Source organism: Micromonospora sp. B9E7 (assembly GCF_039871815.1).
Lineage (GTDB): Bacteria > Actinomycetota > Actinomycetes > Mycobacteriales > Micromonosporaceae > Micromonospora.
Genome location: NZ_JBDPLX010000024.1, coordinates 26695 through 50352 on the forward strand (window position 1 = coordinate 26695; position 23658 = coordinate 50352).

At 72.0% G+C, this 23658-nt stretch carries 27 protein-coding genes; 14 read left to right on the forward strand and 13 right to left on the reverse strand.

The features are described 5' to 3' along the window. Positions 1 to 58: 58 nt before the first annotated feature. Positions 59 to 721, reverse strand: coding sequence for a DUF3710 domain-containing protein (locus tag ABGB10_RS28225; RefSeq protein WP_347664033.1), 663 nt, complete (start codon positions 719 to 721; stop codon positions 59 to 61). A 25-nt stretch (positions 722 to 746) separates the two neighbouring features. Then, complete coding sequence (dut, locus tag ABGB10_RS28230) at positions 747 to 1283, reverse strand: dUTP diphosphatase (RefSeq protein ID WP_347664034.1); 537 nt, start codon at positions 1281 to 1283, stop codon at positions 747 to 749. A 90-nt stretch (positions 1284 to 1373) separates the two neighbouring features. Between dut and ABGB10_RS28235 the strand changes: the two genes are divergently transcribed. Continuing rightward, positions 1374 to 1901: a DUF3093 domain-containing protein gene (locus ABGB10_RS28235; protein ID WP_347664035.1), complete on the forward strand. Its 528-nt coding sequence runs from the start codon at positions 1374 to 1376 to the stop codon at positions 1899 to 1901. Positions 1902 to 1922: 21 nt separating this feature from the next. Here ABGB10_RS28235 and ABGB10_RS28240 read toward each other — a convergent pair whose 3' ends face one another. Together ABGB10_RS28240 and ABGB10_RS28245 are read right to left on the reverse strand one after the other, a co-directional pair. Continuing rightward, positions 1923 to 2747: a hypothetical protein gene (locus ABGB10_RS28240; protein ID WP_347664036.1), complete on the reverse strand. Its 825-nt coding sequence runs from the start codon at positions 2745 to 2747 to the stop codon at positions 1923 to 1925. Between the two features lie 116 nt (positions 2748 to 2863). After that, positions 2864 to 3160 carry a DUF4193 domain-containing protein gene (locus tag ABGB10_RS28245; RefSeq protein WP_007075406.1) on the reverse strand — a complete coding sequence of 99 codons (297 nt, stop codon included), beginning with the start codon at positions 3158 to 3160 and terminating at the stop codon, positions 2864 to 2866. A gap of 433 nt (positions 3161 to 3593) precedes the next feature. On the opposite strand from ABGB10_RS28245, the gene ABGB10_RS28250 reads away from it, so the two are divergent. Beyond that, on the forward strand, positions 3594 to 4109 hold the full coding sequence (locus ABGB10_RS28250) for a LytR C-terminal domain-containing protein (protein ID WP_347664103.1): 516 nt from the start codon (positions 3594 to 3596) through the stop codon (positions 4107 to 4109). 25 nt (positions 4110 to 4134) lie between these two features. Here ABGB10_RS28250 and ABGB10_RS28255 read toward each other — a convergent pair whose 3' ends face one another. Next, entirely contained in the window at positions 4135 to 4956 is an 822-nt protein-coding gene (locus tag ABGB10_RS28255) for an inositol monophosphatase family protein (RefSeq protein ID WP_347664037.1), read from the reverse strand. A 289-nt stretch (positions 4957 to 5245) separates the two neighbouring features. Between ABGB10_RS28255 and ABGB10_RS28260 the strand changes: the two genes are divergently transcribed. Both ABGB10_RS28260 and ABGB10_RS28265 read left to right on the forward strand, forming a co-directional pair. Continuing rightward, complete coding sequence (locus ABGB10_RS28260) at positions 5246 to 6841, forward strand: RNA polymerase sigma factor (RefSeq protein ID WP_347664038.1); 1596 nt, start codon at positions 5246 to 5248, stop codon at positions 6839 to 6841. A 245-nt stretch (positions 6842 to 7086) separates the two neighbouring features. Next, positions 7087 to 7320 (forward strand): hypothetical protein, encoded by a 234-nt coding sequence (locus ABGB10_RS28265; protein WP_030337431.1) that lies wholly within the window; start codon positions 7087 to 7089, stop codon positions 7318 to 7320. A gap of 591 nt (positions 7321 to 7911) precedes the next feature. Here the strand turns inward: ABGB10_RS28265 and ABGB10_RS28270 are convergent. The 3 genes from ABGB10_RS28270 to ABGB10_RS28280 all read right to left on the reverse strand — a co-directional run bounded on the left by ABGB10_RS28270 (position 7912) and on the right by ABGB10_RS28280 (position 10728). Beyond that, positions 7912 to 9645, reverse strand: coding sequence for a DEAD/DEAH box helicase (locus ABGB10_RS28270; RefSeq protein WP_145784901.1), 1734 nt, complete (start codon positions 9643 to 9645; stop codon positions 7912 to 7914). A gap of 179 nt (positions 9646 to 9824) precedes the next feature. Continuing rightward, entirely contained in the window at positions 9825 to 10469 is a 645-nt protein-coding gene (locus ABGB10_RS28275) for a trimeric intracellular cation channel family protein (protein ID WP_347664039.1), read from the reverse strand. A gap of 40 nt (positions 10470 to 10509) precedes the next feature. Beyond that, on the reverse strand, positions 10510 to 10728 hold the full coding sequence (locus tag ABGB10_RS28280; protein WP_007456912.1) for a DUF3039 domain-containing protein: 219 nt from the start codon (positions 10726 to 10728) through the stop codon (positions 10510 to 10512). A gap of 88 nt (positions 10729 to 10816) precedes the next feature. Between ABGB10_RS28280 and ABGB10_RS28285 the strand changes: the two genes are divergently transcribed. Together ABGB10_RS28285 and ABGB10_RS28290 are read left to right on the forward strand one after the other, a co-directional pair. Beyond that, a complete protein-coding gene (locus tag ABGB10_RS28285; RefSeq protein ID WP_347664040.1) occupies positions 10817 to 11752 on the forward strand; it encodes a pseudouridine-5'-phosphate glycosidase in 936 nt (311 codons plus the stop codon). After that, positions 11749 to 12648: a PfkB family carbohydrate kinase gene (locus tag ABGB10_RS28290; RefSeq protein WP_347664041.1), complete on the forward strand. Its 900-nt coding sequence runs from the start codon at positions 11749 to 11751 to the stop codon at positions 12646 to 12648. Before ABGB10_RS28285 ends, ABGB10_RS28290 begins: the two co-directional genes overlap by 4 nt. Positions 12649 to 12675: 27 nt before the next feature. Here the strand turns inward: ABGB10_RS28290 and ABGB10_RS28295 are convergent, their stop codons facing one another. Further along, positions 12676 to 13035 (reverse strand): DUF3099 domain-containing protein, encoded by a 360-nt coding sequence (locus tag ABGB10_RS28295; RefSeq protein WP_347664042.1) that lies wholly within the window; start codon positions 13033 to 13035, stop codon positions 12676 to 12678. A gap of 105 nt (positions 13036 to 13140) precedes the next feature. Here ABGB10_RS28295 and ABGB10_RS28300 point away from each other — a divergent pair, with 105 nt between their 5' ends. Together ABGB10_RS28300 and ABGB10_RS28305 are read left to right on the forward strand one after the other, a co-directional pair. After that, on the forward strand, positions 13141 to 13428 hold the full coding sequence (locus ABGB10_RS28300; protein WP_088946797.1) for a hypothetical protein: 288 nt from the start codon (positions 13141 to 13143) through the stop codon (positions 13426 to 13428). A 13-nt stretch (positions 13429 to 13441) separates the two neighbouring features. Then, positions 13442 to 13753 carry a hypothetical protein gene (locus tag ABGB10_RS28305; RefSeq protein ID WP_074318058.1) on the forward strand — a complete coding sequence of 104 codons (312 nt, stop codon included), beginning with the start codon at positions 13442 to 13444 and terminating at the stop codon, positions 13751 to 13753. A gap of 9 nt (positions 13754 to 13762) precedes the next feature. On the opposite strand, the gene ABGB10_RS28310 is transcribed toward ABGB10_RS28305, so the two are convergent. Beyond that, positions 13763 to 14344 (reverse strand): HhH-GPD-type base excision DNA repair protein, encoded by a 582-nt coding sequence (locus ABGB10_RS28310; protein WP_347664043.1) that lies wholly within the window; start codon positions 14342 to 14344, stop codon positions 13763 to 13765. 104 nt (positions 14345 to 14448) lie between these two features. Between ABGB10_RS28310 and ABGB10_RS28315 the strand changes: the two genes are divergently transcribed. Together ABGB10_RS28315 and dtd are read left to right on the forward strand one after the other, a co-directional pair. After that, complete coding sequence (locus ABGB10_RS28315) at positions 14449 to 15933, forward strand: methyltransferase (RefSeq protein WP_347664044.1); 1485 nt, start codon at positions 14449 to 14451, stop codon at positions 15931 to 15933. Then, a complete protein-coding gene (gene dtd / locus ABGB10_RS28320; protein ID WP_347664045.1) occupies positions 15933 to 16355 on the forward strand; it encodes a D-aminoacyl-tRNA deacylase in 423 nt (140 codons plus the stop codon). Before ABGB10_RS28315 ends, dtd begins: the two co-directional genes overlap by 1 nt. A 73-nt stretch (positions 16356 to 16428) precedes the next feature. Here dtd and ABGB10_RS28325 read toward each other — a convergent pair whose 3' ends face one another. Next, entirely contained in the window at positions 16429 to 17217 is a 789-nt protein-coding gene (locus ABGB10_RS28325; RefSeq protein WP_347664104.1) for a sporulation protein, read from the reverse strand. A 244-nt stretch (positions 17218 to 17461) separates the two neighbouring features. Between ABGB10_RS28325 and sigB the strand changes: the two genes are divergently transcribed. The 4 genes from sigB (at position 17462) to ABGB10_RS28345 (ending at position 19876) form a co-directional block, all read left to right on the forward strand. Next, positions 17462 to 18466: an RNA polymerase sigma factor SigB gene (gene sigB / locus ABGB10_RS28330; protein WP_347664046.1), complete on the forward strand. Its 1005-nt coding sequence runs from the start codon at positions 17462 to 17464 to the stop codon at positions 18464 to 18466. Between the two features lie 125 nt (positions 18467 to 18591). Next, the gene (locus ABGB10_RS28335) at positions 18592 to 18969 is read left to right on the forward strand and encodes a metalloregulator ArsR/SmtB family transcription factor (protein WP_347664047.1); all 378 of its coding nucleotides are present in this window, start codon (positions 18592 to 18594) and stop codon (positions 18967 to 18969) included. Then, positions 18966 to 19472, forward strand: a complete 507-nt coding sequence (locus tag ABGB10_RS28340) for an SRPBCC family protein (RefSeq protein ID WP_347664049.1) — start codon at positions 18966 to 18968, stop codon at positions 19470 to 19472. The genes ABGB10_RS28335 and ABGB10_RS28340 overlap by 4 nt, the downstream gene beginning before the upstream one ends. Next, positions 19469 to 19876 carry a VOC family protein gene (locus ABGB10_RS28345; protein WP_347664050.1) on the forward strand — a complete coding sequence of 136 codons (408 nt, stop codon included), beginning with the start codon at positions 19469 to 19471 and terminating at the stop codon, positions 19874 to 19876. The genes ABGB10_RS28340 and ABGB10_RS28345 overlap by 4 nt, the downstream gene beginning before the upstream one ends. Before the next feature lie 10 nt (positions 19877 to 19886). On the opposite strand, the gene ABGB10_RS28350 is transcribed toward ABGB10_RS28345, so the two are convergent. Together ABGB10_RS28350 and ABGB10_RS28355 are read right to left on the reverse strand one after the other, a co-directional pair. Beyond that, entirely contained in the window at positions 19887 to 22442 is a 2556-nt protein-coding gene (locus ABGB10_RS28350) for a GNAT family N-acetyltransferase (protein WP_347664051.1), read from the reverse strand. A gap of 14 nt (positions 22443 to 22456) precedes the next feature. Next, complete coding sequence (locus ABGB10_RS28355) at positions 22457 to 23638, reverse strand: acetoin utilization protein AcuC (protein WP_347664052.1); 1182 nt, start codon at positions 23636 to 23638, stop codon at positions 22457 to 22459. Positions 23639 to 23658: the final 20 nt, after the last annotated feature.

Below are 23658 nucleotides of genomic sequence, written 5' to 3' on the forward strand. Positions count from 1 at the left end.
AACCGTGCCGCCAGCGTACGCCGACGAGGCTCGTTCCGGCGGGCCGGTGGGGCGTGGGTCAGACCTGGCGCGGCTCGGCGGCCACGTCGCCTGCCTCGGCGGCGGCCTGGTCGGCGACCTCCCGGGGCAGCCGCAGCGGGAGCGGCTCACGGACCGGCTTCGCCTCCTGGCCACGGTCGACCACCAGGCCGTCCAGGCACTCCACGAGCGGTCCGGCCACGGCCGGGGCGGTGGCCACCGGGCCCTGGAACACGCCGCGGACCATCCAGCGCGGTCCGTCGATGCCGACGAACCGCAGATGCGTCGGGCCGTCCGGAGTACGCACCTGAGCGTGCAGCTCCGGGCCGTACTCGCCGTCGACCTCCTGCGCGCTCGCACCGTCGCGCAGCAGCGACTGGCGGATCTCCTCGCGCACCTCGTCCCAGATCCCCTCGGACCGGGGAGCGGCGAAGACGCCCAGCTGGAGCGCATTGTCGCCATGCACCAGCACGACCTGCTGGATCACGCCCTGCGGGTCGGCCTGCACCCGCACCTCGACGTCGGCGATCGCCGGGATGTGCAGGCTGCCCAGGTCGAGCCGCTGCACGTCGTCGTAGCTCTCGGAGATGTCGTACGGGCCGCGCACCAACGACGGCGCCGCATCGCCCTGGTCCGGGACCTGGGTGGCCCGCTCGTCACGGGTCTGCCGCTCGGCATCGGCCCGCTTTCGGGAGAAGATCACTGCGCCCACCCTCCGCTGTTCACGCTCACCCTGCCATGTCTTCCGTCTGCCTGCGGCCCGGCTCGTCCGGCCGTCGCTCGACCCGATCCTGGCCCGTCGGCGACGGCACCAGCCCGGCATGCCCGCCGGTGGAACCGTGTCCGCCGGTCCCGCGCCGGGACGCGGGCAGCTCGGCCACCGGCTCGAACCGCGCCCGTGCGACCTGTTGCACCACGAGCTGTGCGATCCGGTCGCCGCGGGAGATCTTCGCCGGCACATCCCGATCATGGTTGATCAGGTTGACCAGGATCTCACCCCGGTAGCCGGCGTCGACCGTACCGGGCGCGTTGAGCACCGTCACGCCGAGCCTCGCCGCCAACCCGGAACGGGGGTGGACCAGACCCACGTACCCCTCCGGCAACGCGATGGCCACGCCGGTGGGCACCAGGGCACGGCCACCGGGAGGCAGCTCCACGTCCGCGGCCGCCACCAGGTCGGCCCCGGCGTCGCCGGGATGGGAGTACGTGGGCAGCGGCAGTTCGGAGTCGAGCAGCTGCACAGGCACGGGTACGACGTCGGTCACGGGTCCCCTCTTCCGTCCGGTTCTCGGGGTGACCCTGCCATCCTGCCGGTTCGTCGAGCCGCCGTGCGCCGTACCCTCGCAGGAGTGAGCATGTCGCCCTCTCCGTCCGCCGATCAGCCGCCGGTCGACGCCCGCCCGGCGTACACCGAACGGCTGGACCTGCCCTGGTGGCTGTGGCTGGCCGGGCTGGTGGCCGCCGCGCTGCTGGCCGTCGAGATCTGGATGGGCGCCTCCGGCGTCCGCACCTGGCTGCCGTTCGCCGTGCTGCTGCCGCTCACCGCGGTCGGGTTGTGGTGGCTGGGCCGGATCCGGATCGGGGTCGCCGACTCCGAGCTGCGGGTGGACGACGCACGCCTGCCGGTCCGCTTCGTGGCCGACGTGGTGCCGCTGGACGTGGCCGGCCGCCGTGAGGTGCTCGGGGTCGGTGCGGACCCGCTCGCGTTCGTGGTGCAGCGCCCGTGGATCGGCGGCGCCGTGCAGGTGGTGCTCGACGACCCGGCCGACCCGACCCCGTTCTGGGTGGTGAGCACGCGGCACCCCGTCGAGCTGGCCGAGGCGGTGCTGGCCGCACGGGACGCCCTGACGCTCTCCGGTCCGACAGCGGGCGAGCCGGGCTGATCCGCAACGCCGCCGACCCGCTCAGGTGCCGGTCGGCGGGCCTGGCAGGGCAGCCGGGGGCGCGGGCCTGGCGATGGCCCGCCGCCGCAGGTCCACCTGAAGCTGTTCGGCCATCTGCTGCGTGGCTCGTCGGTTGAGGAAGCTGGCCACCGCCGCGCCGGTCAGGAACGGCCCGAGCGTGGTGAGGTTGCGACCGAAGCGCCGCAGCAGCATCTCCCGCAGCTCCTTGCGAGCCGCGGTGCCGAGCACCGCGCCCACTCCCACGCCGGGCACCATTGGGTTGACGCCCCGCTGGGTGGCCCAGGAGTGCACCAGGGCGACCGCACGTTGGCTGCCGCCGGCCGGCAGGGCCACGCCGTGGATCTCGTGCAGCTCCCCGACCAGCTTCAGCTCCACTGCCACCACGGCGACGGTCTCGGCGGCGAGCAGCACCGGCGCGGAGAGCAGGGTCGGTGCGACCGTCCACTCGACGGCGGCGACTCCCCCGCCGGCCGCGCCGATCGCGGCGGTGGTCCGGGACGCGTTGCGGACGAGCCGGTCGGCCAGGGCGGCATCGTCCAGACCGGGAAAATGCCGACGCAGGGTGTCCAGGTCCCGTACCGGGACGTGCGGGGCGATCTCGGTGACCGTGTCGACCATCCAGCGCACGGCGGCACGGGGCTTGAACAGGTCGGAGATGCCCCGCGCACGGGCCTGCCCGACCATCCGGGCCAGCAGTTGACGGCGTCGGGCGGGCGCGATGTCGTCCGCGGTCAACGCCGCGACGGTTGCGCCGAGGTCGCCCGCTCCGCCGGTGGCGTCAAGGTCACCCGTGCCGCCGTCGGTGGTGCCGCCTCGATCGCTCATCGGACCTCCCGGTGCTGTGGCTACCCGTTACGAGTCAAGCAGGTACCCACCGGTGGCGCATGCCTACACCGGCAGCGGCGGCCCCGTTCAGGAGGCCGCCGCCGGTGTCGTGGATGTCAGACGCACTCGCGGCAGATCAACTCGCCGTTACGCTCGACTGCCAGCTGGCTACGGTGGTGGACCAGGAAGCAGCGGGCGCACCGGAACTCGTCCTGCTGCATCGGAAGCACCTTGACCGTGAGCTCCTCGTCGGCCAGATCGGCACCGGGCAGCTCGAAGCTCTCGGCCACCTCGGCCTCGTCGACGTCCACCGCGCCCGACTGTGAGTCGACGCGCCGTGCCTTGAGCTCTTCCAGGCTGTCCTCGCCGAGGTCGACCTCGTCGCGACGCGGGGCGTCGTAGTCGGTGGCCATCGGTTTCACTCTCCCATATCGATGTTGTCGCTTCCGGTTGTAACGCCGGACGACGCTGTTTCGGTTCCGCTGGCCGGCCACCACTTGTGTCGGGCACCCGACCCGAGGACCGAACGGGTCGAGCTCGCTGGGGCGACTCCCCTGCGAGCGCGGAACCTTACCCCCCCTTGGGCGAGGCATGTATACCGCCCTTGCGGCTGAGATGTACGCCCCCGCACGCGAAGTTGTTCCCAATGTGATTCAGGCGACACGAAGATAGGGGTAGTAGTACCTGGTTCGTGGTCGGCGCGCCGGCATGTCGGGCTGTTTCCACGCGACGGCCGGACAACCGTTAACCTCAGCGGCGTATTCGACGGCCGGCGGCCAGTCCGATAGCTTCCGGCCGCCGTCATCCACCTGAGGTCCCGGGAGTGCTCAGATGAGTTTTGCGCGGGTGCGAGCACTCGTCGTCGTCGGCCTGCTGGGGGTGCTGGCCCTGGCATTCGTGGTGACCGCGATCATCCGGGACACCCAGGGGAAGGCCGGCACGGCCGAGGGCTGCCCGGAGGGCTGGCCGCTGGCCGACGTGACTCTGCACGAGCCCAAGGACGTCAAGATCAACGTGTTCAACGCGACCGACGAGCCCGGCCGGGCCGGCAGCGTCGCGGACGACTTCCGCAACCGCAAGTTCCAGGTCGTGAAGGTCGGCAACGAGCGCAAGGGCATCGACGACGTGGCGATGCTGCGGTACGGCCCGAAGGGGGTCGGCTCCGCGCACCTGCTCCAGGCGTACTTCCTGAACAACGCCGAGCCGGGCTACGACCCGAAGCGCACCGACGACGTCGTGGACGTGGTGTTGGGCAACGGCTTCCAGCAGCTCGCCACCACGACCGAGGTCAACCAGTCCCTGGGCGACATCGGCGCGCCCCGCGCCCCCAAGGGCGCCTGCCCCTCCCCGGCCGCCAAGTGACGACCGGGCCGGTCTGATCGGCCGGTCAGGGGCCGCCGGCGGCGTCCAACTCGGCCAGCCGGTCGTGCAACGACCCGAACAGCGCCGGCGGGGCCGCGACCACCAGGTCCGGCCCCGGCGGCCCACCGGCCAGGCCGGCGACCCGGACCCCCGCCTCCGCGGCCACCAACCCGCCCGCCGCCAGGTCCCAGGGCGCAAGACCCTTCTCGAAGTACGCGTCGAGCCGGCCCTCCGCGACCAGACACAGGTCCAACGCGGCGGCGCCCAGCCGGCGGATGTCCCGTACGTGCGCGATCAGCCCGGCGACCACCTGGGCCTGGTGGACGCGACGACCAGCGTCGTATCCGAAGCCCGTGCCGACCAGCGCCTGCCCCAGATCGACCTCGCCGGAGCAGCGCAACCGGACACCGTCGCGCCAGGCCCCGCCCCCGACCGTGGCAGTCCACTCCTCGCCGGTGTTCACGTTGCGCACCACGCCGGCGACCACCACGCCGTCCACCTCGGCAGCCAGCGACACCGCGCTGTACGGCAGCCCGTAGAGGTAGTTGACGGTCCCGTCGATCGGGTCGACGATCCAGCGCACGCCGCCCGGGGCGACCGGCCCGGTGTCCCGCGTACCGTATTCCTCGCCGAGCACCGCGTCGTCCGGTCGAAGCTCCTTCAGCGCGTCCAGCACCTGCCGCTCGACCGCCCGGTCGGCTGCGGTGACCACGTCGGTGACGGTGCTCTTGGTCGCCGCCACGGAGACACCCTCGACCCGCATCCGGTACGCGGTGGCCGCCGCATCCCGGGCGACGCCGAGCGCGACCGCCAGAAGTTCCCGAGGTGACGCCGCCGAATGGCCCATCCCAACGTCCCCTTCCCGCACGACCGGGGCGTTCGGGGCCCCGCGCGAGTATCATCCTTACAAAGTCCACATCAGCGCCGAATCGGCGGTCCCACTGCCGTTACGCAGTGCGGCGCAGGATGATCGCCGCAGACGGCGTTACAATTCACCCCTGCCCACGCGCCACGGACCGCCGACCACCGGCCGGTCCGCGACACGAGGGTCCCTCAACCACATTGCCCGGCCCGGTTGCCCCACGCTGTGCCGGACAACCCGGCCGTGCCCGCTCTTCGCCTCCGGAAGGTCATTCGTGACAGAACCCCGCCAGACCGGCGCCGACGTTCGCTCGCTCACCGACACCCTGATCGCCCACGCGCAGAGCGCCGGCGGTCAGCTCACGTCGGCCCAGCTCGCGCGCACCGTCGAGTCCGCCGAGGTGACTCCGGCCCAGGCCAAGAAGATTCTGCGGGCGCTCTCCGAGGCGGGAGTGACCGTAGTGGTGGACGGCTCGGCGAGCACCCGCCGCCGCGTCGCCGCGGCCCGCTCGACCACGCCGGCGTCCCGGGCCACCACCGCCAAGACCACCAAGAAGGCCGCCGCGCCCGCCCCGAAGCAGGCGCCCGCCTCCGACGACACGCCGTCCACGCCGGCCCCGCGCAAGGTGGCCGCACGCAAGGCCACCGGCACCCCCGCCGACGGCGCTGCCGCGCCGGCGAAGGCCACCAAGTCGACCCGGGCCACCAAGGCGACGGTCGCCGCCGCTGGTGCCAAGGCCGGCACCAAGGCCAAGGGCGAGGGCGCCGAGGGCGAGATCGACCCGGAGGAGCTGGCCGCCGCCATCGAGGACGTGGTGGTCGAGGAGCCGGCCGAGCTGACCCAGGCCGCCGAGACCGACGCGGCCGCCTCGGCGACCGACAACGACTTCGAGTGGGACGACGAGGAGTCCGAGGCCCTCAAGCAGGCCCGGCGAGACGCCGAGCTGACCGCCTCCGCCGACTCGGTCCGTGCGTACCTGAAGCAGATCGGCAAGGTTCCGCTGCTCAACGCCGAGCAGGAGGTGGAGCTGGCCAAGCGGATCGAGGCCGGGCTCTACGCCGCCGAACGGCTGCGGGCCGCCGACGAGGGCGAGGAGAAGCTCGTCCGGGAGATGGTCCGCGACCTGGGCTGGATCTCCCGCGACGGCGAGCGGGCCAAGAACCACCTCCTGGAGGCGAACCTCCGACTCGTGGTGTCCCTGGCGAAGCGGTACACGGGCCGCGGCATGGCCTTCCTCGACCTGATCCAGGAGGGCAACCTCGGCCTGATCCGCGCGGTGGAGAAGTTCGACTACACCAAGGGCTACAAGTTCTCCACGTACGCCACCTGGTGGATCCGGCAGGCGATCACCCGCGCGATGGCCGACCAGGCCCGCACCATCCGCATCCCGGTGCACATGGTCGAGGTCATCAACAAGCTTGGCCGCATACAGCGCGAGCTGCTCCAGGACCTGGGCCGCGAGCCCACTCCGGAGGAACTGGCCAAGGAGATGGACATCACACCGGAGAAGGTGCTGGAGATCCAGCAGTACGCCCGGGAGCCCATCTCTCTGGACCAGACCATCGGTGACGAGGGCGACAGCCAGCTCGGCGACTTCATCGAGGACTCCGAGGCCGTCGTCGCGGTGGACGCGGTCTCGTTCTCGCTCCTGCAGGACCAGCTCCAGCAGGTGCTGCAGACGCTCTCCGAGCGTGAGGCGGGTGTGGTACGCCTGCGCTTCGGCCTGACCGACGGTCAGCCACGGACGCTGGACGAGATCGGCCAGGTCTACGGGGTGACCCGGGAGCGGATCCGGCAGATCGAGTCCAAGACGATGTCCAAGCTGCGCCACCCGTCCCGGTCGCAGGTCCTCCGGGATTACCTGGACTGACCGGGTTTCGTCAACCGAACGTGTCTTTTTGACCACCTGGTGTGCAACACCAGATGGTGATCGTCCGGATGCACGAATGTGATCGTTGACGTGGCACCCTGGGTGCACGGCACACTGTCCCTGCCAGGTGTGACCTCGGTCCCCCGCGGGCACACAGGGAAGGCAGTGCCTAGCAAGGGTGTTGCACCATAGGTGAGCAACGACCGAAGAGATTGTTCATCGGTGACGACCAGAGGAGGAAGGCGATGACCCCGACCCTCACGCCGCCGCCCGAGACGGTGGCGCCCCCAGCCGCCGATGAACGGTGCGACCGCTGCAATGCTGCCGGGAAGCTCCGGATCACTCTGGCGGGTGGGAGCGAGCTGGTGTTCTGCGGGCACCATGCGAACAAGTACGCGGAGGATCTCGTGAAGATCACCGAGCGGTTCGCGACGGAGCCCGATTTCAGCTGGCGTGGCGCCGATCTGATGGCGAACTAAATCCGCAAACCGACATAGCCGGCCGGAGGCACCCCGAGGGTGTCTCCGGCCGGCTTTTTCCTGCCCGCGTCCCGCGTCCCGCGTCCCGCGTCCCGCGTCCCGCGTCCCGCGTCCCGCGTCAAGATCTCCGCAACTTCCCAAAAGTTGCTGCCTCCGACACGCGGGAAGCACCAAAATCCCCGAGATTGCGCGGACCTTGACGACGCATACCGCCCCGAGGGACCGGAAACAGGTTCGGAGTCGCCCACGAACTCCAAGATCGTGCTCGAACCAGGATGTAGTGGTCTCACCGACGCACGGATGCCACTACATCCCGGATATCGCGCGATCTTGACGTAGGGACACCCACAGCGCGGGCGTTTCAGGAAGACAATCCTCGGCCCCACCCCGGACCAAAGCCGTGATCCACTCGGTTTCAAGGAAGTCGCGCCCTCCACGCCGCTCCAAGACCGCGTCTTCAAGGAAGCCGAGTGGATCAAACCGCCAGCACGGCCACAGGCCCTGTCGCAGGCACGGGGCGCAGGCAGTGCGTTCCAAGCACGGGCGCATACAGGACCGCCGACCCGGGCAGGACCGCCGACCGGGGCGGGTCTAGAGGGTCTGGACGGTGGCGATGCGTTCCTCGAGCTGCTCGATGGTGGCCTGGGCGCTCGGCGGGCCGCCGCAGAGGCGGCGCAACTCGGCATGGATCTTGCCGTGGGGTTGGCCGGTGCGGTGGTGTCGGGCCGCCACCAGAGCGTTCAGTTGGCGCCTGAGCGCCACGCGGCGCTGGGCGGCGCTCATGGGTGCCGGTGGCGCCGCTGTGGGCGCAGCGGCCGGCTGAGCGGGCCCGTCGGCGGTACGACGGCGCTGGGCGGCGAGTTGCGCGGCCTGCCGCTTGGTCAGCAGCAGGGAGACCTGGTCGGCGGTGAGCAGGCCGGGTAGGCCGAGGTATTCCTCTTCCTCGGGGGTGCCGGCCTGAGCCGCGGTGCCGAAGGACGCGCCATCGAAGATCACCTGATCCAGCTCGGCGGTGGCCGAGAGCGCGGCGAAACGCTTCTCCAACTCCCCGCTGGCCTGGTCGTCGCGCTGCGCTCGTTCCAGCAGGTCGTCGTCGAAGCCGTCGGATTCCTTGGGTTTGCCGAGTACGTGGTCCCGCTCGGTCTCCATTTCGCTGGCCAGCCCGAGCAGGTGCGGCACGCTGGGCAGGAACACCGACGCGGTCTCCCCGGGCCGACGGGCCCGGACGAACCGGCCGATCGCCTGGGCGAAGTAGAGCGGCGTGCTGGCACTGGTGGCGTAGACCCCGACCGCGAGGCGGGGGATGTCGACCCCCTCGGACACCATCCGCACCGCGACCAGCCACCGCTGGTCGGACGCCGCGAACGTCGCGATCCGGGCGGACGCGCCCTGGTCGTCGGAGAGCACCACGGCGGCCTTCTCGCCGGTCACCTGCTCGATCAGCTTGGCGTACGAGCGGGCGGTCTGTTGGTCGGTGGCGATGATCAGTCCGCCGGCGTCGGCCATACCCGCGTTGCGCAGCACGGTGAGTCGGGCGTCGGCGGCCCTCAGCACCTGCGGCATCCAGTCGCCGGCGGGGTCCAGGGCGGTACGCCAGGCCTGCGCCACCAGATCCTGCGTCATCGGTTCACCGAGGCGGGCGGCCAGCTCCTCCCCCGCGTTGGTCCGCCAACGGGTCTCCCCGGAGTACGCCAGGAAGAGCACCGGCCGGACCACGCCGTCGCGCAGCGCGTCGGAGTAGCCGTAGACCGAGTCGGCGCGGGAGCGCAGCAGCCCGTCTCCGCCCCGCTCGTAGCTGACGAACGGGATCGGGTTGTCGTCGGAGCGGAACGGGGTGCCGGTGAGCATCAGCCGGCGTACGGCGGGTTCGAAGGCGTTCTTCACCCCGTCGCCCCAGGACCGGGAGTCGCCTGCGTGGTGGATCTCGTCGAGGATGACCAGGGTGCGTCGGGTCATGGTGCGCCGCCGGTGGACCTGCGGGGCCATTCCCACCTGCGCGTAGGTGACCACCGCGCCGTGGAAGTCGGCCGCGGAGTGCACGTCGGCGTTACGGAACGCCGCGTCGAGCTGGATGCCCACCCGGGCCGCGGCTTCGGCCCACTGGTTCTTCAGGTGCTCGGTCGGTGCGACCACGGTGACCGCCTCGACGGTGCCGTCACCGAGCAGCTCGGCCGCGATCCGCAGGGCGAAGGTGGTCTTGCCGGCGCCAGGGGTGGCGACCGCGGTGAAGTCCTCGGTACGCCGGCGCAGGTATTCGACCAGGGCCTTACGCTGCCAGGCGCGTAGTGCCGGAAACGTCTCGAGCACCGGCGTCCGGGCTGCCACGCGAAGCTCCTCTCCGACCGCACGATGGCGGATCCGGGGCGAGGGCCACGTTGACCGCCGCCCATGAAAACGCCTCCGCGCAGAAGCTGCCGCGAAGGCCGACTCAGCATAACCAGCGTCGGCCCGACGTCCCAGGCGACGCCACGCTGGTCACATCTGTCACCCCGGCAGAACGGGCCTCACCACTCCGGGTCACCGGTGCGTGGCGGGCGCAGCGTCGCCACCGGGGCGGACCACCGTCGTCGTAGTGCGATCAGGCGCAGCCCGAACACCAGGACGGCGGCGGCGGTGAGCGGCGCCGGCCCAGCCTGGTCGGTGGCGTACAGGATCACCACCAGGATCGAGCCGGCCAGCGCAGCCAGCGCGTAGATCTCCCGGCGCAGCACCACCGGGATCTCGGCGGTGAGCAGGTCACGGCCGAGCCCGCCGCCGATCGCGGTGAGCATGCCGATCAGGCAGGCACCGACCGCTGGCACCCGGGCGTCGAGTGCCTTGAGAGTGCCGGTGACGGTGAACAGTGCCAGGCCCGCCGCGTCCAGCACCAGGACGGTGGTGCGCAGTCGGGCCAGTTGGGGGTGCAGCCAGAAGACGGCGAGCGCGGTGGTCGCGGCGGTGGCCGCGTACCGCCAGTCGGCGAAGGCCAACGGCGGGACCTCGTCGATGGCAAGGTCCCGGAAGATCCCACCGCCGAGGGCGGCCACGAAGCCGACGAAGGCGACGCCGAACAGGTCCAGTCGCTTCGCCACCGCCGCCGAGGCACCGGACGCGGCGAACACCGCCACCCCGGTCAGGTCGGCGAGGAGCAGGGCGGTGGAGGTGGTCACCGCCGCAGGCTACGTCGCCGGCCGGGACGCCGGCCCGCGTTCACTCGCGGTACGAGTCGTAGATCTCCTTGCACTTGGGGCAGACCGGCGAACCCGGCTTGGCGGCCTTGGTGACCGGGAACGTCTCACCGCAGAGCGCGACGACGAAGGTGCCCATGACGGCACTTTCGGCGATCTTCTCCTTGCGGACGTAGTGGAACATCTCGGGACCGGTGTCGGCGTCCTTCAGCTCCGGACGCTCGAGAACCTCTGTGCTCACGTCTGCACCTCCAACCAACAAGTTTGGCAGGTCATCACGGCCGGGTCCACTTGAGGCCGGCGGACACCCGACACCGTACGGTGCCAATGTGACTGACTTTCGCATCAGCTACGGCGCCGAGGTCGCCGAAGCCCTTCGCGACGGCCGACCCGTCGTCGCCCTGGAGAGCACCATCGTCTCGCACGGACTGCCCCGGCCGGAGAACCTGCGGGTGGCCAGGGAGATCGAGCAAGCTGTTCGGAACGCCGGGGCCGTTCCGGCGACGATCGGAATGATCGGCGGCGAACTGGTGGTCGGCCTCGACGACGCTCAGCTGACCCGCCTCGCCACCGTCGACGGAGTGACCAAGCTCTCGGTCCGCGACCTCGCGTTGGCGGCGGCGACGGGCGCGGACGGCGCGACGACCGTCGCCGCGACCAGCGCGGTGGCCGCCGCGGCCGGGATCGGGGTGTTCGCCACCGGCGGGCTGGGTGGGGTGCACCGGGAGGCAGCGCACACCTTCGACGAGTCGGCGGACCTGGTCACCCTGGCCCAGACCCCGATCGCGGTGGTCTGCGCCGGGGTCAAGTCGATCCTCGACGTGGGCGCGACGCTGGAGCGCCTGGAGACCCTCGGCGTCGCCGTGGTCGGTTACCGCACCCGCCGGTTCCCCGGCTTCTACCTGACCGACGCCGGCTTCGACCTGGACTGGTCGGTGGACTCACCGGAGCAGGTCGGCGCCGTGCTCGCCGCCCGGGACGAGCACGCCCTGCACACCGGCGGGCTGCTCGTCGCCAACCCGCTGCCGGTCGACGAGCAGCTCGACCCGGAGCTGCACGACCGGACGCTCGCCGAGGGCCTGTCCCTGCTGGAGCGGGACGGCGTCACGGGAAAGGCCGTCACGCCGTACCTGCTGGCGCACTTCCACTCGGCCACCGAGGGCGCGAGCCTGGCGGTGAACGTCCGGATCATCCTGCGCAACGCCGACCTGGCCGCGCGGATCGCGGTCGCCGCAGCGGCCCGCCGCACCACCTCCCCGGCGTGACCCGACCGGCCCGGGTGGTCGTCGTCGGCGACGTGATCACCGACGTGGTCGCCGTGCTGTCCGGGCCCCTCGCGGCCGGCTCGGACACCGGAGCGCAGATCAGTCTCGGCGGCGGCGGTCAGGCGGCCAACACCGCTGCCTGGGTCGCCGCGCAGCGGGTCGACGTCACGCTCGTCGGCGCGGTCGGTGACGACGACGCGGGGCGGGACCGGGTGGCCGAGCTGACCCGGGCGGGTGTCGACTGCGCGGTGGAGCGGATCGAGGGCGTGCCGACCGGCACGGTGATCGTGTTGGCGGACGACGACGAACGGACCATGGTCAGCCAGCGGGGCGCGAACCTGCGGCTGACCGCCGCGCACGTCGAGCGTGCCGTCGCGGCGGCACCCGACGCTGGGCACCTGCACCTGTCCGCGTACACCCTGCTGGACGCCGCGTCGCGTGGCGCGGGGCTGCGGGCGCTGGCCGCCGCGCGCGAGCGTGGGCTCACCATCAGCGTCGACGCGGCCTCCGCGGCGCCGCTGCGGCGGGTCGGCGCGGCGGCGTTCCTGAGTTGGGTACGCGACGTCGACCTGCTGCTGGTCAACGCGGACGAGGCGACGGTGCTGGCCGGCGGGCTGGACCCGGCGGCGCAGGGGCGGGTGTTGTCGGCGACGGCCCAGCGGGTCGTGGTCAAGCGCGGGGCGGCCGGCGCGGTCTGGGTCGACCGCAGCGCGGCGGTCTGCGTGGCCGCGGCCCGCCGGGTGGCGGTGGTGGATGTCACGGGCGCCGGCGACGCCTTCGCGGCTGGCCTGCTCACCGCGTGGCTCGCGGGTGCCACCCCGGCGGCGGCGCTGAGCCGCGCCACCGACCTGGGGGCGCTGGCCGTCTCCACCGCGGGCGCACGTCCACAGCCCTGACGGTACGAACCCTGACCCGTTCGCGGGTCAGGGTTCGGCGTCGATGACCTTGTGCGGGCGTTCCTCGGCGGTGAGGCTCATCGGTGGCGTGTCGTCCTGCTGGCGAGGGTGGAACCGGTTGGCCAGCCGGTGCTCCTCCTTGGGCGGCCGGTCGTTGGCCAGCAGCACGGCCAGCCAGGGGATGAGCACCATGCCGAGGCCGCACAACGGCAGCCAGAGCCAGAGCAGTGGGGCGTTCGCACCGACCAGGATCGCGCCGACGATGATGCACAGCACTCGGATGCCCATCATCAGGACATAACGGCGCTGGCGACTGGTGAGCTGATCGTCCTGGCTGCGCGAGGCGTCGGTGATCAGAATCGGCTGGTACGCCTGACGCTTCACCATGGACCTCCTACGAGGGGATTGCCCCTCATCCTGTCACCGCGACACCGTGATCAGCGAACTTCGAGTCATCACGCCACGTGTTACGTGCGTGGTACGCTCGCCAGCGTGGGCAGCAGGTTCAGCTTCACCGACGAGGCGTTGGCCAACCTGAGGGTCTACGACGTCACGCCCGGGGAAGTCTGGGAGGCGCTGCACAGCGCCCGACGGGTCATCCGCCATCTGGGCGACGACGTGATGGTGGTCTACGCCGCCGCCCGTCGGGGCCGCCGACTGGCAGTGCTGCTCGCCGAGGCCGATGGCACCGACAACGACTGGGACATCCTCTCCGCCCGTGAGCTGAGCGACGCCGAGTCCAAGCGCTACGACGAGGCCGTGCGGAGATCTCGCCGATGAGGAGGCCGTGACGATGCACCGAAACGACGCGACCAAGCAGTTCCACAGCGGCGACGACCGGATCGCCGAGTTGATCGACGAGAGCCCGGCGGTGGACCTCCCCACCCCCGACACCGACGTGCCGATGGTCAGCCGGTCGGTCCGGCTGCCACTGGAGACCTACGAGCGGGTGCGCGCCGCCGCCGACGCCCGGGGCATCGGGGTCACCACCCTGATGCGCCAGTGGATCGAGGCCGGCCTGGCCGACCTGGACGACTCGGCGACCGTCTCGCTCGCCGACGTGCGGCGCGCGCTGGCCTCCCTGGCGCACCCCACCGCCGCCTGAGCGGCCGGCTCAGCCGTCGGTGGTCTTGGCCTTGGCCGCCGCCTTCATCTGCTGCTTGAACTCCCGCACCCGGCGCAACGAGTCGGCGTCGGTGACGTCGGCCACCGACCGGTACGCGCCCGGGTCGCCGTACCCACCGGCGGCCTGCCGCCAGTCCTGCGGGGTCACCCCGAACCGCTTGCCGAGCAGGGCCACGAAGATCTGCGCCTTCTGCTTGCCGAAGCCGGGCAGCCCGGAAACCCGGCGCAGCAGCTCCGGCCCGTCGGCGACATCCGACCAGAGCAGTGCCGCGTCGCCGTCGTAGCGCTCCACCAGCACCTGGCAGACCTCCTGCACCCGGGCCGCCATCGCCTTCGGGAACCGGTGCAACGCGGGCGGCTGGGCGAAGAGCGCGACGAGCGCCTCCGGGTCGTACCCGGCCAGCTCGACCGCGTCCAGCTCGTGACCGAGCCGCTGGGTGAGCACGTACGGCGAGGAGAACGCCTTCTCCATCGGCACCTGCTGATCCAGGGTCATGCCGATGAGCAGGGCCAGCGGGCTGCGCTCCAGCAGCCGGTTGGCCTCGGGGTCGATGGGAAGCACGAGCGTCATGACCCCATCCTGCCCGGCCGCCCACCGCGGACGAACACCGACGCTCCGGGTTCGATCCGGCGGGTGGCCGCGCCCGACGTCGCGGTGGAAGGCAGGATGGCGGCGTGGACGAACACGACATGCTGCTCTCCCCCGCCGGCGTCGACGCACTGCGGACCGCGCTGACCCGGACCGGGTTCACCAGCCACGGCATCGCCGAGCGGCTGGGCGCGCAGGCAACCGCCGCGGTCGCCCGCAACGACTATCGCGCCGCGCTGCGCGCCACCGAGGACGGCGACCCACTGGGCACCCTGATCCGGGTGTTCATCTGCGACCAGACCGAACCGGAGGCGGCGGTGGTCGCCGCGCTGACGCCGCTGAGTCTGGAGGAGGCCCTCGCTGGCGGGCTGGTCGAACGGTACGGCGACGGCCTGCGGGCCGGCGTCGACCTGGAGCCGTACGGGGACGACTGGTGGGTGCTCGCCGACGTGCCGGCCAGCGCCCGGCCGGGTCGCCCGTTGCACGCCGAGCACGTGCTCGGCATCGGCGGGGCGACCCACACCCTGATCGGCGCGACCATGCGCCGGCCGGTCGGCACCGCGCTGGACCTGGGCACCGGCTCCGGCGTCCAGGCCCTGCACCTGGCCACCCACGCCGACTCGGTGACCGCCACCGACCTCTCCGAGCGGGCACTGCGCTTCGCCGCGACCACCGCCGCCCTCAACGGCCAGGACTGGGAGCTGCTGCGCGGCGACCTGGTCGCCCCGGTGGCCGGCCGACGCTTCGACCTGGTGGTGAGCAACCCGCCGTTCGTGGTCGGCCCGGGCACCACCACGCACGTCTACCGTGACTCCGGCCGGGTCGGTGACGCGATCGGCGCCGAGCTGGCCGCCGCCGCCCCGGGCCTGCTCACCGAGGGCGGCACCATGCAGTACCTGGCGAACTGGGTGCACGTCGCCGGTGAGGAGTGGGACGAACGGGTCGCCGGCTGGTTCGCCGGGACCGGCCTGGACGCCTGGGTCATCCAGCGCGAGGTGGCCGACCCCATGGCGTACGTCGACCTGTGGCTCACCGACGTCGGCGAGACCCCCGACCCGCAGCGCATGGCCGCCTGGCTGGACTGGTTCGACGCGCACAAGGTGGAGGGGATCGGCTTCGGCATCGTGTCGCTGCGCCGGGGCGGGCACGCCGAGCCGGTGGTCCGGGTGGAGGACCTGCGCCAGCGGGTGCAGCCACCGCTCGGCGACCAGATCGCGGCCTGGTTCGACCGCCAGGACTTCCTCCGGGTACGCGACACCGAAGCGCTGCTCGCCGAGCGCTACCGGGCCGCCGACGGCCTCCAACTGCGCCAGGAGGCCACCATGGGCGACGAGGGCTGGGCAGTGGACCGGCAGGTCCTCGCGATGCCGCACGGCCTGCGCTGGACCGAGGAGATCGACCCGCTGGTGCTGGCGCTGGTCGGTGGCGCCGACGGCCGGCTGCCGCTACGTGACCAGCTCGCCCTGCTCGCCGCCGCGCACGACGTCGAGCCCGACGAGATGGCCGAGGCCGCCGGCCCGATCGTGGCGCACCTGGTCGAGCGCGGCTTCATCGAGCAGGTCACCGCCTGATGCGGGCCGTGGTGCAGACCGTCGGGCGGGCCAGCGTGACCGTGGACGGCGAGGTGGTCGGCGCGATCGAGAACGGCCTGCTGGTGCTGCTCGGGGTGACCCACACCGACACCGCGCAGACCGCTCAGACGATGGCCCGCAAGGTGCACGAGTTGCGCATCCTGGACGACGAGCGATCCGCCGCCGACACCGGCGCGCCGATCCTGGTGGTCAGTCAGTTCACCCTCTACGGCGACGCCCGCAAGGGACGCCGTCCGAGCTGGACGGCAGCCGCCCCCGCCGAGGTGGCCGAACCACTGGTGACCGCCGTCGTCGACGCGCTACGCGAACGCGGCGCCAAGGTCGAGACCGGCCGCTTCCGCGCCCACATGCTGGTCGAGAGCACCAACATAGGCCCCCAAACCCTCCTCCTAGACCTCTAACCCCACCCCCACCCCACCCCAGCCCACCCCCGGCCCGGCCCCGCCCGGGGGGGGTGGGTGGGAGTAGGTCGGGTTAGGAGAAGAGGCCTCGGCGGGACAGGGACTGGCGGAGCCAGTTGTCGAGTTCGGCGGTCCAGTCGGTGCGGTCGGCGGTGGCGTGGTCCACCGTGAACCGGCCGAAGGCGTCCCGGCCCTCGCTGAAGACGCCGCCGCGCTTGTCGACCTCCAGCACCACCTGCATCTGCTGGGCGTCGGCGATGAAGGTGACCTCCAGCTGGTTGATCGAGCGGGCGTACTGCGGCGCGGGGTTGAACTCGATCTCCTGGTAGAACGGCAACGTCTGCCGTACGCCGTAGATGTGCCCACGTTCCACATCGGCGCGTGCGAACCGGAAGCCCAGCCGCAGCAACGCGTCGAGCAGCCGCTCCTGTGCCGGCAGTGGGTGCACCGACACGGCGTCCAGGTCACCCTTGTCGACCGCGCGGGCGACCTCCAGCTCGGTACGCAGACCCATCGTCATGCCGTGCAGGTGCTGCCCGTACAGCTCGGTGACCGGCGTCTCCCACGGCACGGCGAAGCGGAACGGGAGGTCGTGGCGCTGCCCCGGCTCCAGCCGGAACGCACCGGTGACCTGCTGGCGGTGGAACTCCTGGGTGGTGTCGTAGTCGTTGTCGCCGCTCTCCACCTCGACCCTGGTGACCAGGCCGAGGTGTACCTGGTCGATGTCGACCTGGTGGTCGCCGCCGATCACCTGGATGCGGCCCTCCAATTGGCCGCCCGGGCGGCAGTTCGGGTTGGCCAGCACCGTCTCCACCGACGGGCCGCCGACGCCCATCGCCTTCATGAGCCGCTTGAAGACCACGCCGTCCTCCATTTGTCGTCCTCGCCGACCCGAGCTGGCCGACCGTCCGCAACGTAACCGTGGCGGGCAACCGCACACCCGGACGACACACCGCACCAACGACCCGACCCAATTCCTGTCGGGTGCCCGATCGCCTCACTCCCGTTTTACGCCCCGCCCGCCAAGCTGTGTCTCACACCGGCACCGCTGGGCCGGAGACACGGCACAGACGTGGAAACGGGGAGAGACAGAGATGGTCCTGCAGATGACGGAACACCAGACGCGCCCGTCCACCACGACCGACACCGACGGGGCCTCCGAGGTCCTCACCGACCTGGACGCCACCGACGAGCGTGGCATCTCCACCGACCTGGTCCGGGCGTACCTCAACGGGATCGGCCGGACGAAGCTGCTGACCGCCGCGCAGGAGGTCGACCTGGCCCGGCGGATCGAGGCCGGACTGTTCGCCGACGAGAAGCTGGCGACCTGCACGCCGGTCTCCGCCGAGTTGCGGGCGGACCTGGAGCTGATCGTCGCGGAGGGCCGGGCCGCGAAGGACCATCTGTTGGAGGCGAACCTGCGGCTGGTGGTCAGCATCGCCAAGCGCTACACCGGTCGCGGCATGGCGTTCCTGGACCTGATCCAGGAGGGCAACCTCGGCCTGATCCGGGCGGTGGAGAAGTTCGACTACGCCAAGGGCTACAAGTTCTCCACGTACGCGACCTGGTGGATCCGGCAGGCGATCACCCGCGCGATGGCCGACCAGGCCCGCACCATTCGCATCCCGGTGCACATGGTCGAGCAGGTCAACCGGATGGTCCGGGCCCGCCGCGAGCTGTCGGTGACGCTGGGCCGCGAACCCACGGTCGCCGAGGTCGCCCGCGCCCTCGAGATCCCCGAGATCCAGGTCATCGAGCTGATCTCCTACGACCGGGAGCCGGTCAGCCTGGACCAGGCCGTCGGCGACGACGGCGAGAGCGCGCTCGGTGACTTCGTGGCATCGGTGGATCCGCGTACCGAGCCGGGCGACGCCGCCGCCCAGGGTGAGCTGCGCAACGAGGTCAGCGTGGTGCTGGCCACCCTGTCCCAGCGGGAGCAGGCGGTCATCCGGCTCCGGTTCGGTCTGGACGACGGCCGGCAGCGCACGCTGGACGAGGTCGGCCGGGAGTTCGGGCTGTCCCGGGAGCGGATCCGGCAGATCGAGAAGGTGACGCTGCTGAAGCTGCGCGCACCGGAGCGGGCCCAGCGCCTGGAGGCGTACGCCTGCTGACGCACCCGGTTCCCATGGAAGGCCCTGGCGGTTCGCCGGGGCCTTCCATGCTGTCGTGGTTCTTGACCGGTGACCTCGATCCACGATAGAAACCACATGGTTATAAAACCAGGAGGTTATGCGTGGTGAGCACCGAACTGCTGGACGCGACGTTCGCGGCACTGGCCGACCCGACCCGACGGGCCATCCTCGCTCGGCTCGCGGCCGGGGAGGCGAGCGTGACGGAGCTGGCAGAACCCTTCGCCATGAGCCAGCCGGCGATCTCCAAGCACCTCAAGGTGCTGGAACGCGCCGGCCTCGTCAGCCGGGGGCGGGACGCCCAGCGCCGGCCGTGCCGGCTGGAGGCCCGCCCGCTGCGGGAGGCGACAGCATGGCTCGCCGACTACCGCGGCTACTGGGCGGAGAGCTATCAGCGCCTCGACGCGCTGCTCGACGACATCCAGGCCGACGACCAGACCGACAGCATCGGTCGACACTCCCACCCGGACAGGTCGCGCGGGTGAGCGGCGTCGACGACCCGCTCGTCGTACACACCCCGGGTGACCGGGAGATCGTGTTGAGCCGGCTGTTCGAGGCACCGGCGCGGCTGGTGTTCGCCGCCTTCACCCAACCCGACCTGCTGGTCCGGTGGTACGGCGCGCGCGGCTGGAGCCTGGTGGAGTGCGACGTCGACCTGCGGGTCGGCGGGCGGTGGCGGTTCGTGTCGCAGGGCCCGGACGGCGCCCGGATGGTCCAGGCTGGGGCCTACCGACACATCGAGCCACCGCACCGGCTGGTCTGCACCGAACTGTTCGACGACCAGTCCTACCCGGGCGAGACGCTGGTCAGCCACGAGTTCACCGAGGTGGCCGGGCGGACGACAGTCACCACCACGCTGCTCTACGCCACCGCGGAGGGGCGGGACATCGTGCTGCGCTACCCGATGACCCGGGGCGTCGGGCAGAGCTTCACGCGGCTCGCCGAGCTGCTGCGATCGACAACGACGACAAGAAGAGAGCAAAGATGAACTGGACGTTGGAAGTGGTGATCGTGCCGGTCTCCGATCTGGACCGGGCGAAGAAGTTCTACGCCGACCAGCTCGGCTTCACGGTGGACCACGACACGGTGATCAGCGACGAGGCGCGCATCGTGCAGTTGACCCCGCCCGGCTCCGGCTGCTCGATCGTGATCGGCAAGGGCGTCGTCCCGGAGATGCCGCCGGGTTCCCTCAAGGGCCTACAACTGGTGGTGCCCGACCTCAAGCGCGCCCACGCGGAGCTGGTCGAACGCGGTGTGGAGGTCAGCGAGATCCAGACGGTGGGACAGAACCCCCGGCCGGTGCCGGACCCGCTGGACAACATCGGCTTCGTCTTCTTCACCGACCCGGACGGCAACTCGTGGGGCGTCCAACAGATCTCCAGCCGCGCCTGACCGGGCGCACTCAGAGGCGGCGGGGGCCGGTGTCGGGGCGGGCGGCCACACCGCCGACGCGTACCTGGGCGTGCAGGACGGAGATGCCGCCCGGGCGGGCCAGCACCGGGTTGAGGGTCAACGAACGCACCCGGGGCTGTTCGTCGGCGAGCTGACCCACCCGCAGCAGCAGGTCAGCCAGGGCCGCCCGGTCGACCGGTGCGGCACCCCGGTGCCCGCGCAGCAACGGCGCCGCCCGGGGCTCGTCGACCAGCTCGGCCGCGTCGGTGTCGGTCAGCGGAACCGCCCGCCAGGCCCGATCGCCCAGCAACTCGGTGGCGACCCCGCCGAGACCGAAGCCGACCACCGGCCCAAACGCCGGGTCCTCCACCAACTCGACCACGCAGGCCACCCCCGGCGGCACCATCGGCTGGACCAGCGCGTCCGCTCCGAAGGTCGCCGCCAGCTCGGCGTACGCCCGACGCAGGGTCGGCTCGTCGGGCAGGTCGAGCCGGACCGCGCCGAGGTCGAGCCGGTGCCGCAGCCCGGGGGCGGCCGCCTTGAGCACCACCGGGAAACCCAGCCGCGCCGCCGCGTCGACCGCCGCGTCGGCCGAGTCGACCGTCACCGAGGCCACCACCTCGATGCCGTACGCGGCCAGCAGCGCGCCCGGATCGGTGCCGTCGGCGCGGAGCGCGGCCTGCGCGGCGGCCTGGTCGACGCCGGGCAACTCGGGCGCCACCCCGGGCGGACGTCGTAACCACTCGGCGTACCTGTGCACCCGGGCGAGAGCCCGCACGGCCTCCTCCACGCCCCCGTACGCGGGCACGCCCGGCGGCAGCCGCCCGACCAGGAACGTCGCCACGGTCGGCTTACCCAGTGCCAGGGCGGCCGGTAGCGCGGCGGTCACGTTGGCGTCCACCTCGGTCAGCTGCCCGGGCAGCGGCGGAGCGAAGACCACCACCAGGGCGTCCACCCGCTCGTCGCCGGCCGTCTCGGCGAGAGCGGCGGCGAACTCGGCGGCACCGGCGCTCGGCCCGACGTCGCGGGGATAACCGTCGGCCACGGTGAGGCCCTGCCCGACGCAGGCGGTGGCGGCCAGGCCGGTCAGGGCCGAGGAGTTGCCGACCACACCGACCCGTCCGCCCACCGGCAACGGCTGATTGGCCAGCAGCACACCCACGTCGAGCAGCTCCGGCACGGTGTCCACCCGGATCACCCCGGACTGGGCGAAGAGCGCGGCCACCGCCACCTCGTCCGGCCCGGCGGTGTCACCGACCCCCACCGGGCGGGCCGGCGAGGCGAGCGCGACGACCGGTTTGGCGCGGCCGATACGCCGGGCCAACCGGGCGAACTTGCGTGGGTTACCGAAGGTCTCCAGGTACAGCATGATCACGTCGGTGCCGGGGTCGTCCTGCCAATACTGAAGTAGGTCGTTGCCGGAGACGTCCGCCCGGTTTCCGGCCGAGACGAAACTGGACAGCCCGAGGCCACGCCGGTCCGCCTCGGCGAGCAACGCCACCCCGAACGCGCCGGACTGGCTGAAGATGCCCACCCGTCCGGCCGGCGGCAGTGCCGGGGAGAGGGTGGCGTTGAGGCGTACCGTCGGGTCGGTGTTGGCCACGCCCAGGCAGTTCGGGCCGATCACCCGCATGCCGGCGGCGTGCGCCGCGCGGACCAGCGCACGTTGCGTGGCCGCGCCCTCCGCTCCGGCCTCGGCGAAGCCGGCCGAGATGACCACCAGGCCGTGCACCCCCGCCGCGGCGGCGTCGGCGACGACTGCGGTCGCCGCCTCCGGCGGGACCGCCACCACCGCCAGGTCCACCGGCGTGCCGGCCTCGACCGCCGAGGGGTACGCGGGCAGGCCGGCCACTGTCGACGCGCTCGGGTGCACCGGCACCACCGCGCCGGTGAAGCCACCGTCCCGCAGGTGCCCGAGCACCGCCGCGCCGACGCCCTGACCGGTGGCGCTGGCACCGTAGACGGCGATGCCCCGTGGGGCGAGTAGCCGGGCGATCGAGCGGGCCTCGGTGCGGTGCTCCCGGCCGCGTTGCACTTCCAGGGTCGCCTCGGTGGGCGCGATCGGGAAGCTCAGGTGCACCACGCCGTCGGCGTACTCGCGCTGGACCTGGTAACCAAAGTCGGCGAAGACGCGCAGCATCGTCCCGTTGGCCGGCAACACCTCGGCGACGAAGCTCATGATGTCGTTGCGACGGGCCGCGTCGGCCAGGTGCTCCATCAGCACCGAGCCGATGCCGCGGCCCTGGAAGGCGTCCTCCACCACGAAGGCCACCTCCGCCTCCGGGGCCTGCGGGCCGAGCCGCTCGTACCGGCCGACCGCGACGATCTGACCGGCGGCCAGCACCACGAACGCCTCCCGGTCGTGGTGGTCGACGGTGACGAAACGGACCAGATCCCGTTCCGGGATGCGCGGGTACGGGGAAAAATACCGGAGGTAGCGGGTGCGCTCGGAGAACCGGCTGTGCATCGCCACGATGCCCGGCGCGTCGGCCGGGTCGATCGGTCGCAACTGGACGGTGCTGCCGTCGCTGAGCAGCACGTCGACGGGCTGGTTCAGGCTCGTCACCGAAACGGCCCGGCTCAGTCCCGCGGATCGTGCGGGTCGAGCCCGAGCAGCGGGAAGACCGTCTTGCGGGTGGCCGCGATCGCCCGGTCCACCGCGTTGGGCTCACCGGTCGGCTGCCACGGCTCGTACGACGGGTCCGCGTCGTCGGTCATCCGCAACGGCACCTCCCGGCCCAGCCGACGGGAGGCGACCAGGTCCCGCCATCCGGGCGGGGTGAGGGTGGCCGGGTCGATCGGGGCGCCGGTGGCCACGGCCAGCAGGTGGCTCCAGGCCCGGGGCACCACCTCGACCAGCGCGTATCCGCCGCCGCCGGTGGCCACCCAGCGACCGTCGCACAGCTCGTCGGCGAGTGCCCGCATCGCCAGGTAGGTGGCCCGCTGCCCGTCCACCGTCAGGTTCAGGTCGGCGAGCGGATCCAGTCGGTGACCGTCCGCGCCGCACTGGGTGACCAGCACCTGCGGCCGGAACGCGCGCAGCACCGACGGCACGATCGCGTGGAAGGCCCGCTGCCAGGCGGTGTCGTCGACACCCGGGGGCAGCGGCATGTTGACGGCGGTGCCCTGCGCGCCCGGCCCACCCGTCTCGTCCGGAAAACCGGTGCCCGGGAAGAGCGCCAGTGGGGTCTCGTGCAGGCTGACCGTCAGCACCCGGGGGTCGTCCCAGAAGATCTGCTGCACCCCGTCGCCGTGGTGCACGTCGACATCCACGTACGCGATCCGCTCGGCACCGAGATCGAGCAGGTGGGCGATGGCCACCGCGGGGTCGTTGTAGACGCAGAAGCCGGAGGCCCGGGCGGGCATCGCGTGGTGCAGGCCGCCGGCCACGTTCACCGCCCGCCGCGCGTCCCCGCGCCAGACCGCCTCGGCGGCAGCCACCGTCGCCCCGGCGATCAACGCACTGGCCTCGTGCATGCCCTCGAACACCGGGTTGTCCGAGGTGCCCAGCCCGTAACCGGCGAAGAGCGGGTCGCGCGGCGCGGCACGCACCGCGGCCAGGTAGGCGGGGTCGTGCACCCGGGTGAGCACGGAGTCGTCGGCGATCTCCGGCTTGACCATCCGCACCCCGGGACGATCCAGGATGCCCAGCTCGCGGGCGAGCGCGAAGGTGAGCTCCACCCGGATCGGGTCGAGCGGATGGTCACCCATGTCGTAGGCGAGCAGCGACTCGTCCCACACCACCACCGTGTCGTCGGACATGAGCCCATCGTCGCACGGGG

Coding starts and splice junctions, on each gene's coding strand:
- ABGB10_RS28235 (WP_347664035.1), top strand. CDS start 1,374: ATGTCGCCCTCTCCGTCCGCCGATCAGCCGCCGGTCGACGCCCGCCCG.
- ABGB10_RS28240 (WP_347664036.1), bottom strand. CDS start 2,747: ATGAGCGATCGAGGCGGCACCACCGACGGCGGCACGGGTGACCTTGAC.
- ABGB10_RS28245 (WP_007075406.1), bottom strand. CDS start 3,160: ATGGCCACCGACTACGACGCCCCGCGTCGCGACGAGGTCGACCTCGGC.
- ABGB10_RS28255 (WP_347664037.1), bottom strand. CDS start 4,956: ATGGGCCATTCGGCGGCGTCACCTCGGGAACTTCTGGCGGTCGCGCTC.
- ABGB10_RS28265 (WP_030337431.1), top strand. CDS start 7,087: ATGACCCCGACCCTCACGCCGCCGCCCGAGACGGTGGCGCCCCCAGCC.
- ABGB10_RS28295 (WP_347664042.1), bottom strand. CDS start 13,035: ATGGTGAAGCGTCAGGCGTACCAGCCGATTCTGATCACCGACGCCTCG.
- ABGB10_RS28305 (WP_074318058.1), top strand. CDS start 13,442: ATGCACCGAAACGACGCGACCAAGCAGTTCCACAGCGGCGACGACCGG.
- ABGB10_RS28310 (WP_347664043.1), bottom strand. CDS start 14,344: ATGACGCTCGTGCTTCCCATCGACCCCGAGGCCAACCGGCTGCTGGAG.
- dtd (WP_347664045.1), top strand. CDS start 15,933: ATGCGGGCCGTGGTGCAGACCGTCGGGCGGGCCAGCGTGACCGTGGAC.
- sigB (WP_347664046.1), top strand. CDS start 17,462: ATGACGGAACACCAGACGCGCCCGTCCACCACGACCGACACCGACGGG.
- ABGB10_RS28345 (WP_347664050.1), top strand. CDS start 19,469: ATGAACTGGACGTTGGAAGTGGTGATCGTGCCGGTCTCCGATCTGGAC.
- ABGB10_RS28355 (WP_347664052.1), bottom strand. CDS start 23,638: ATGTCCGACGACACGGTGGTGGTGTGGGACGAGTCGCTGCTCGCCTAC.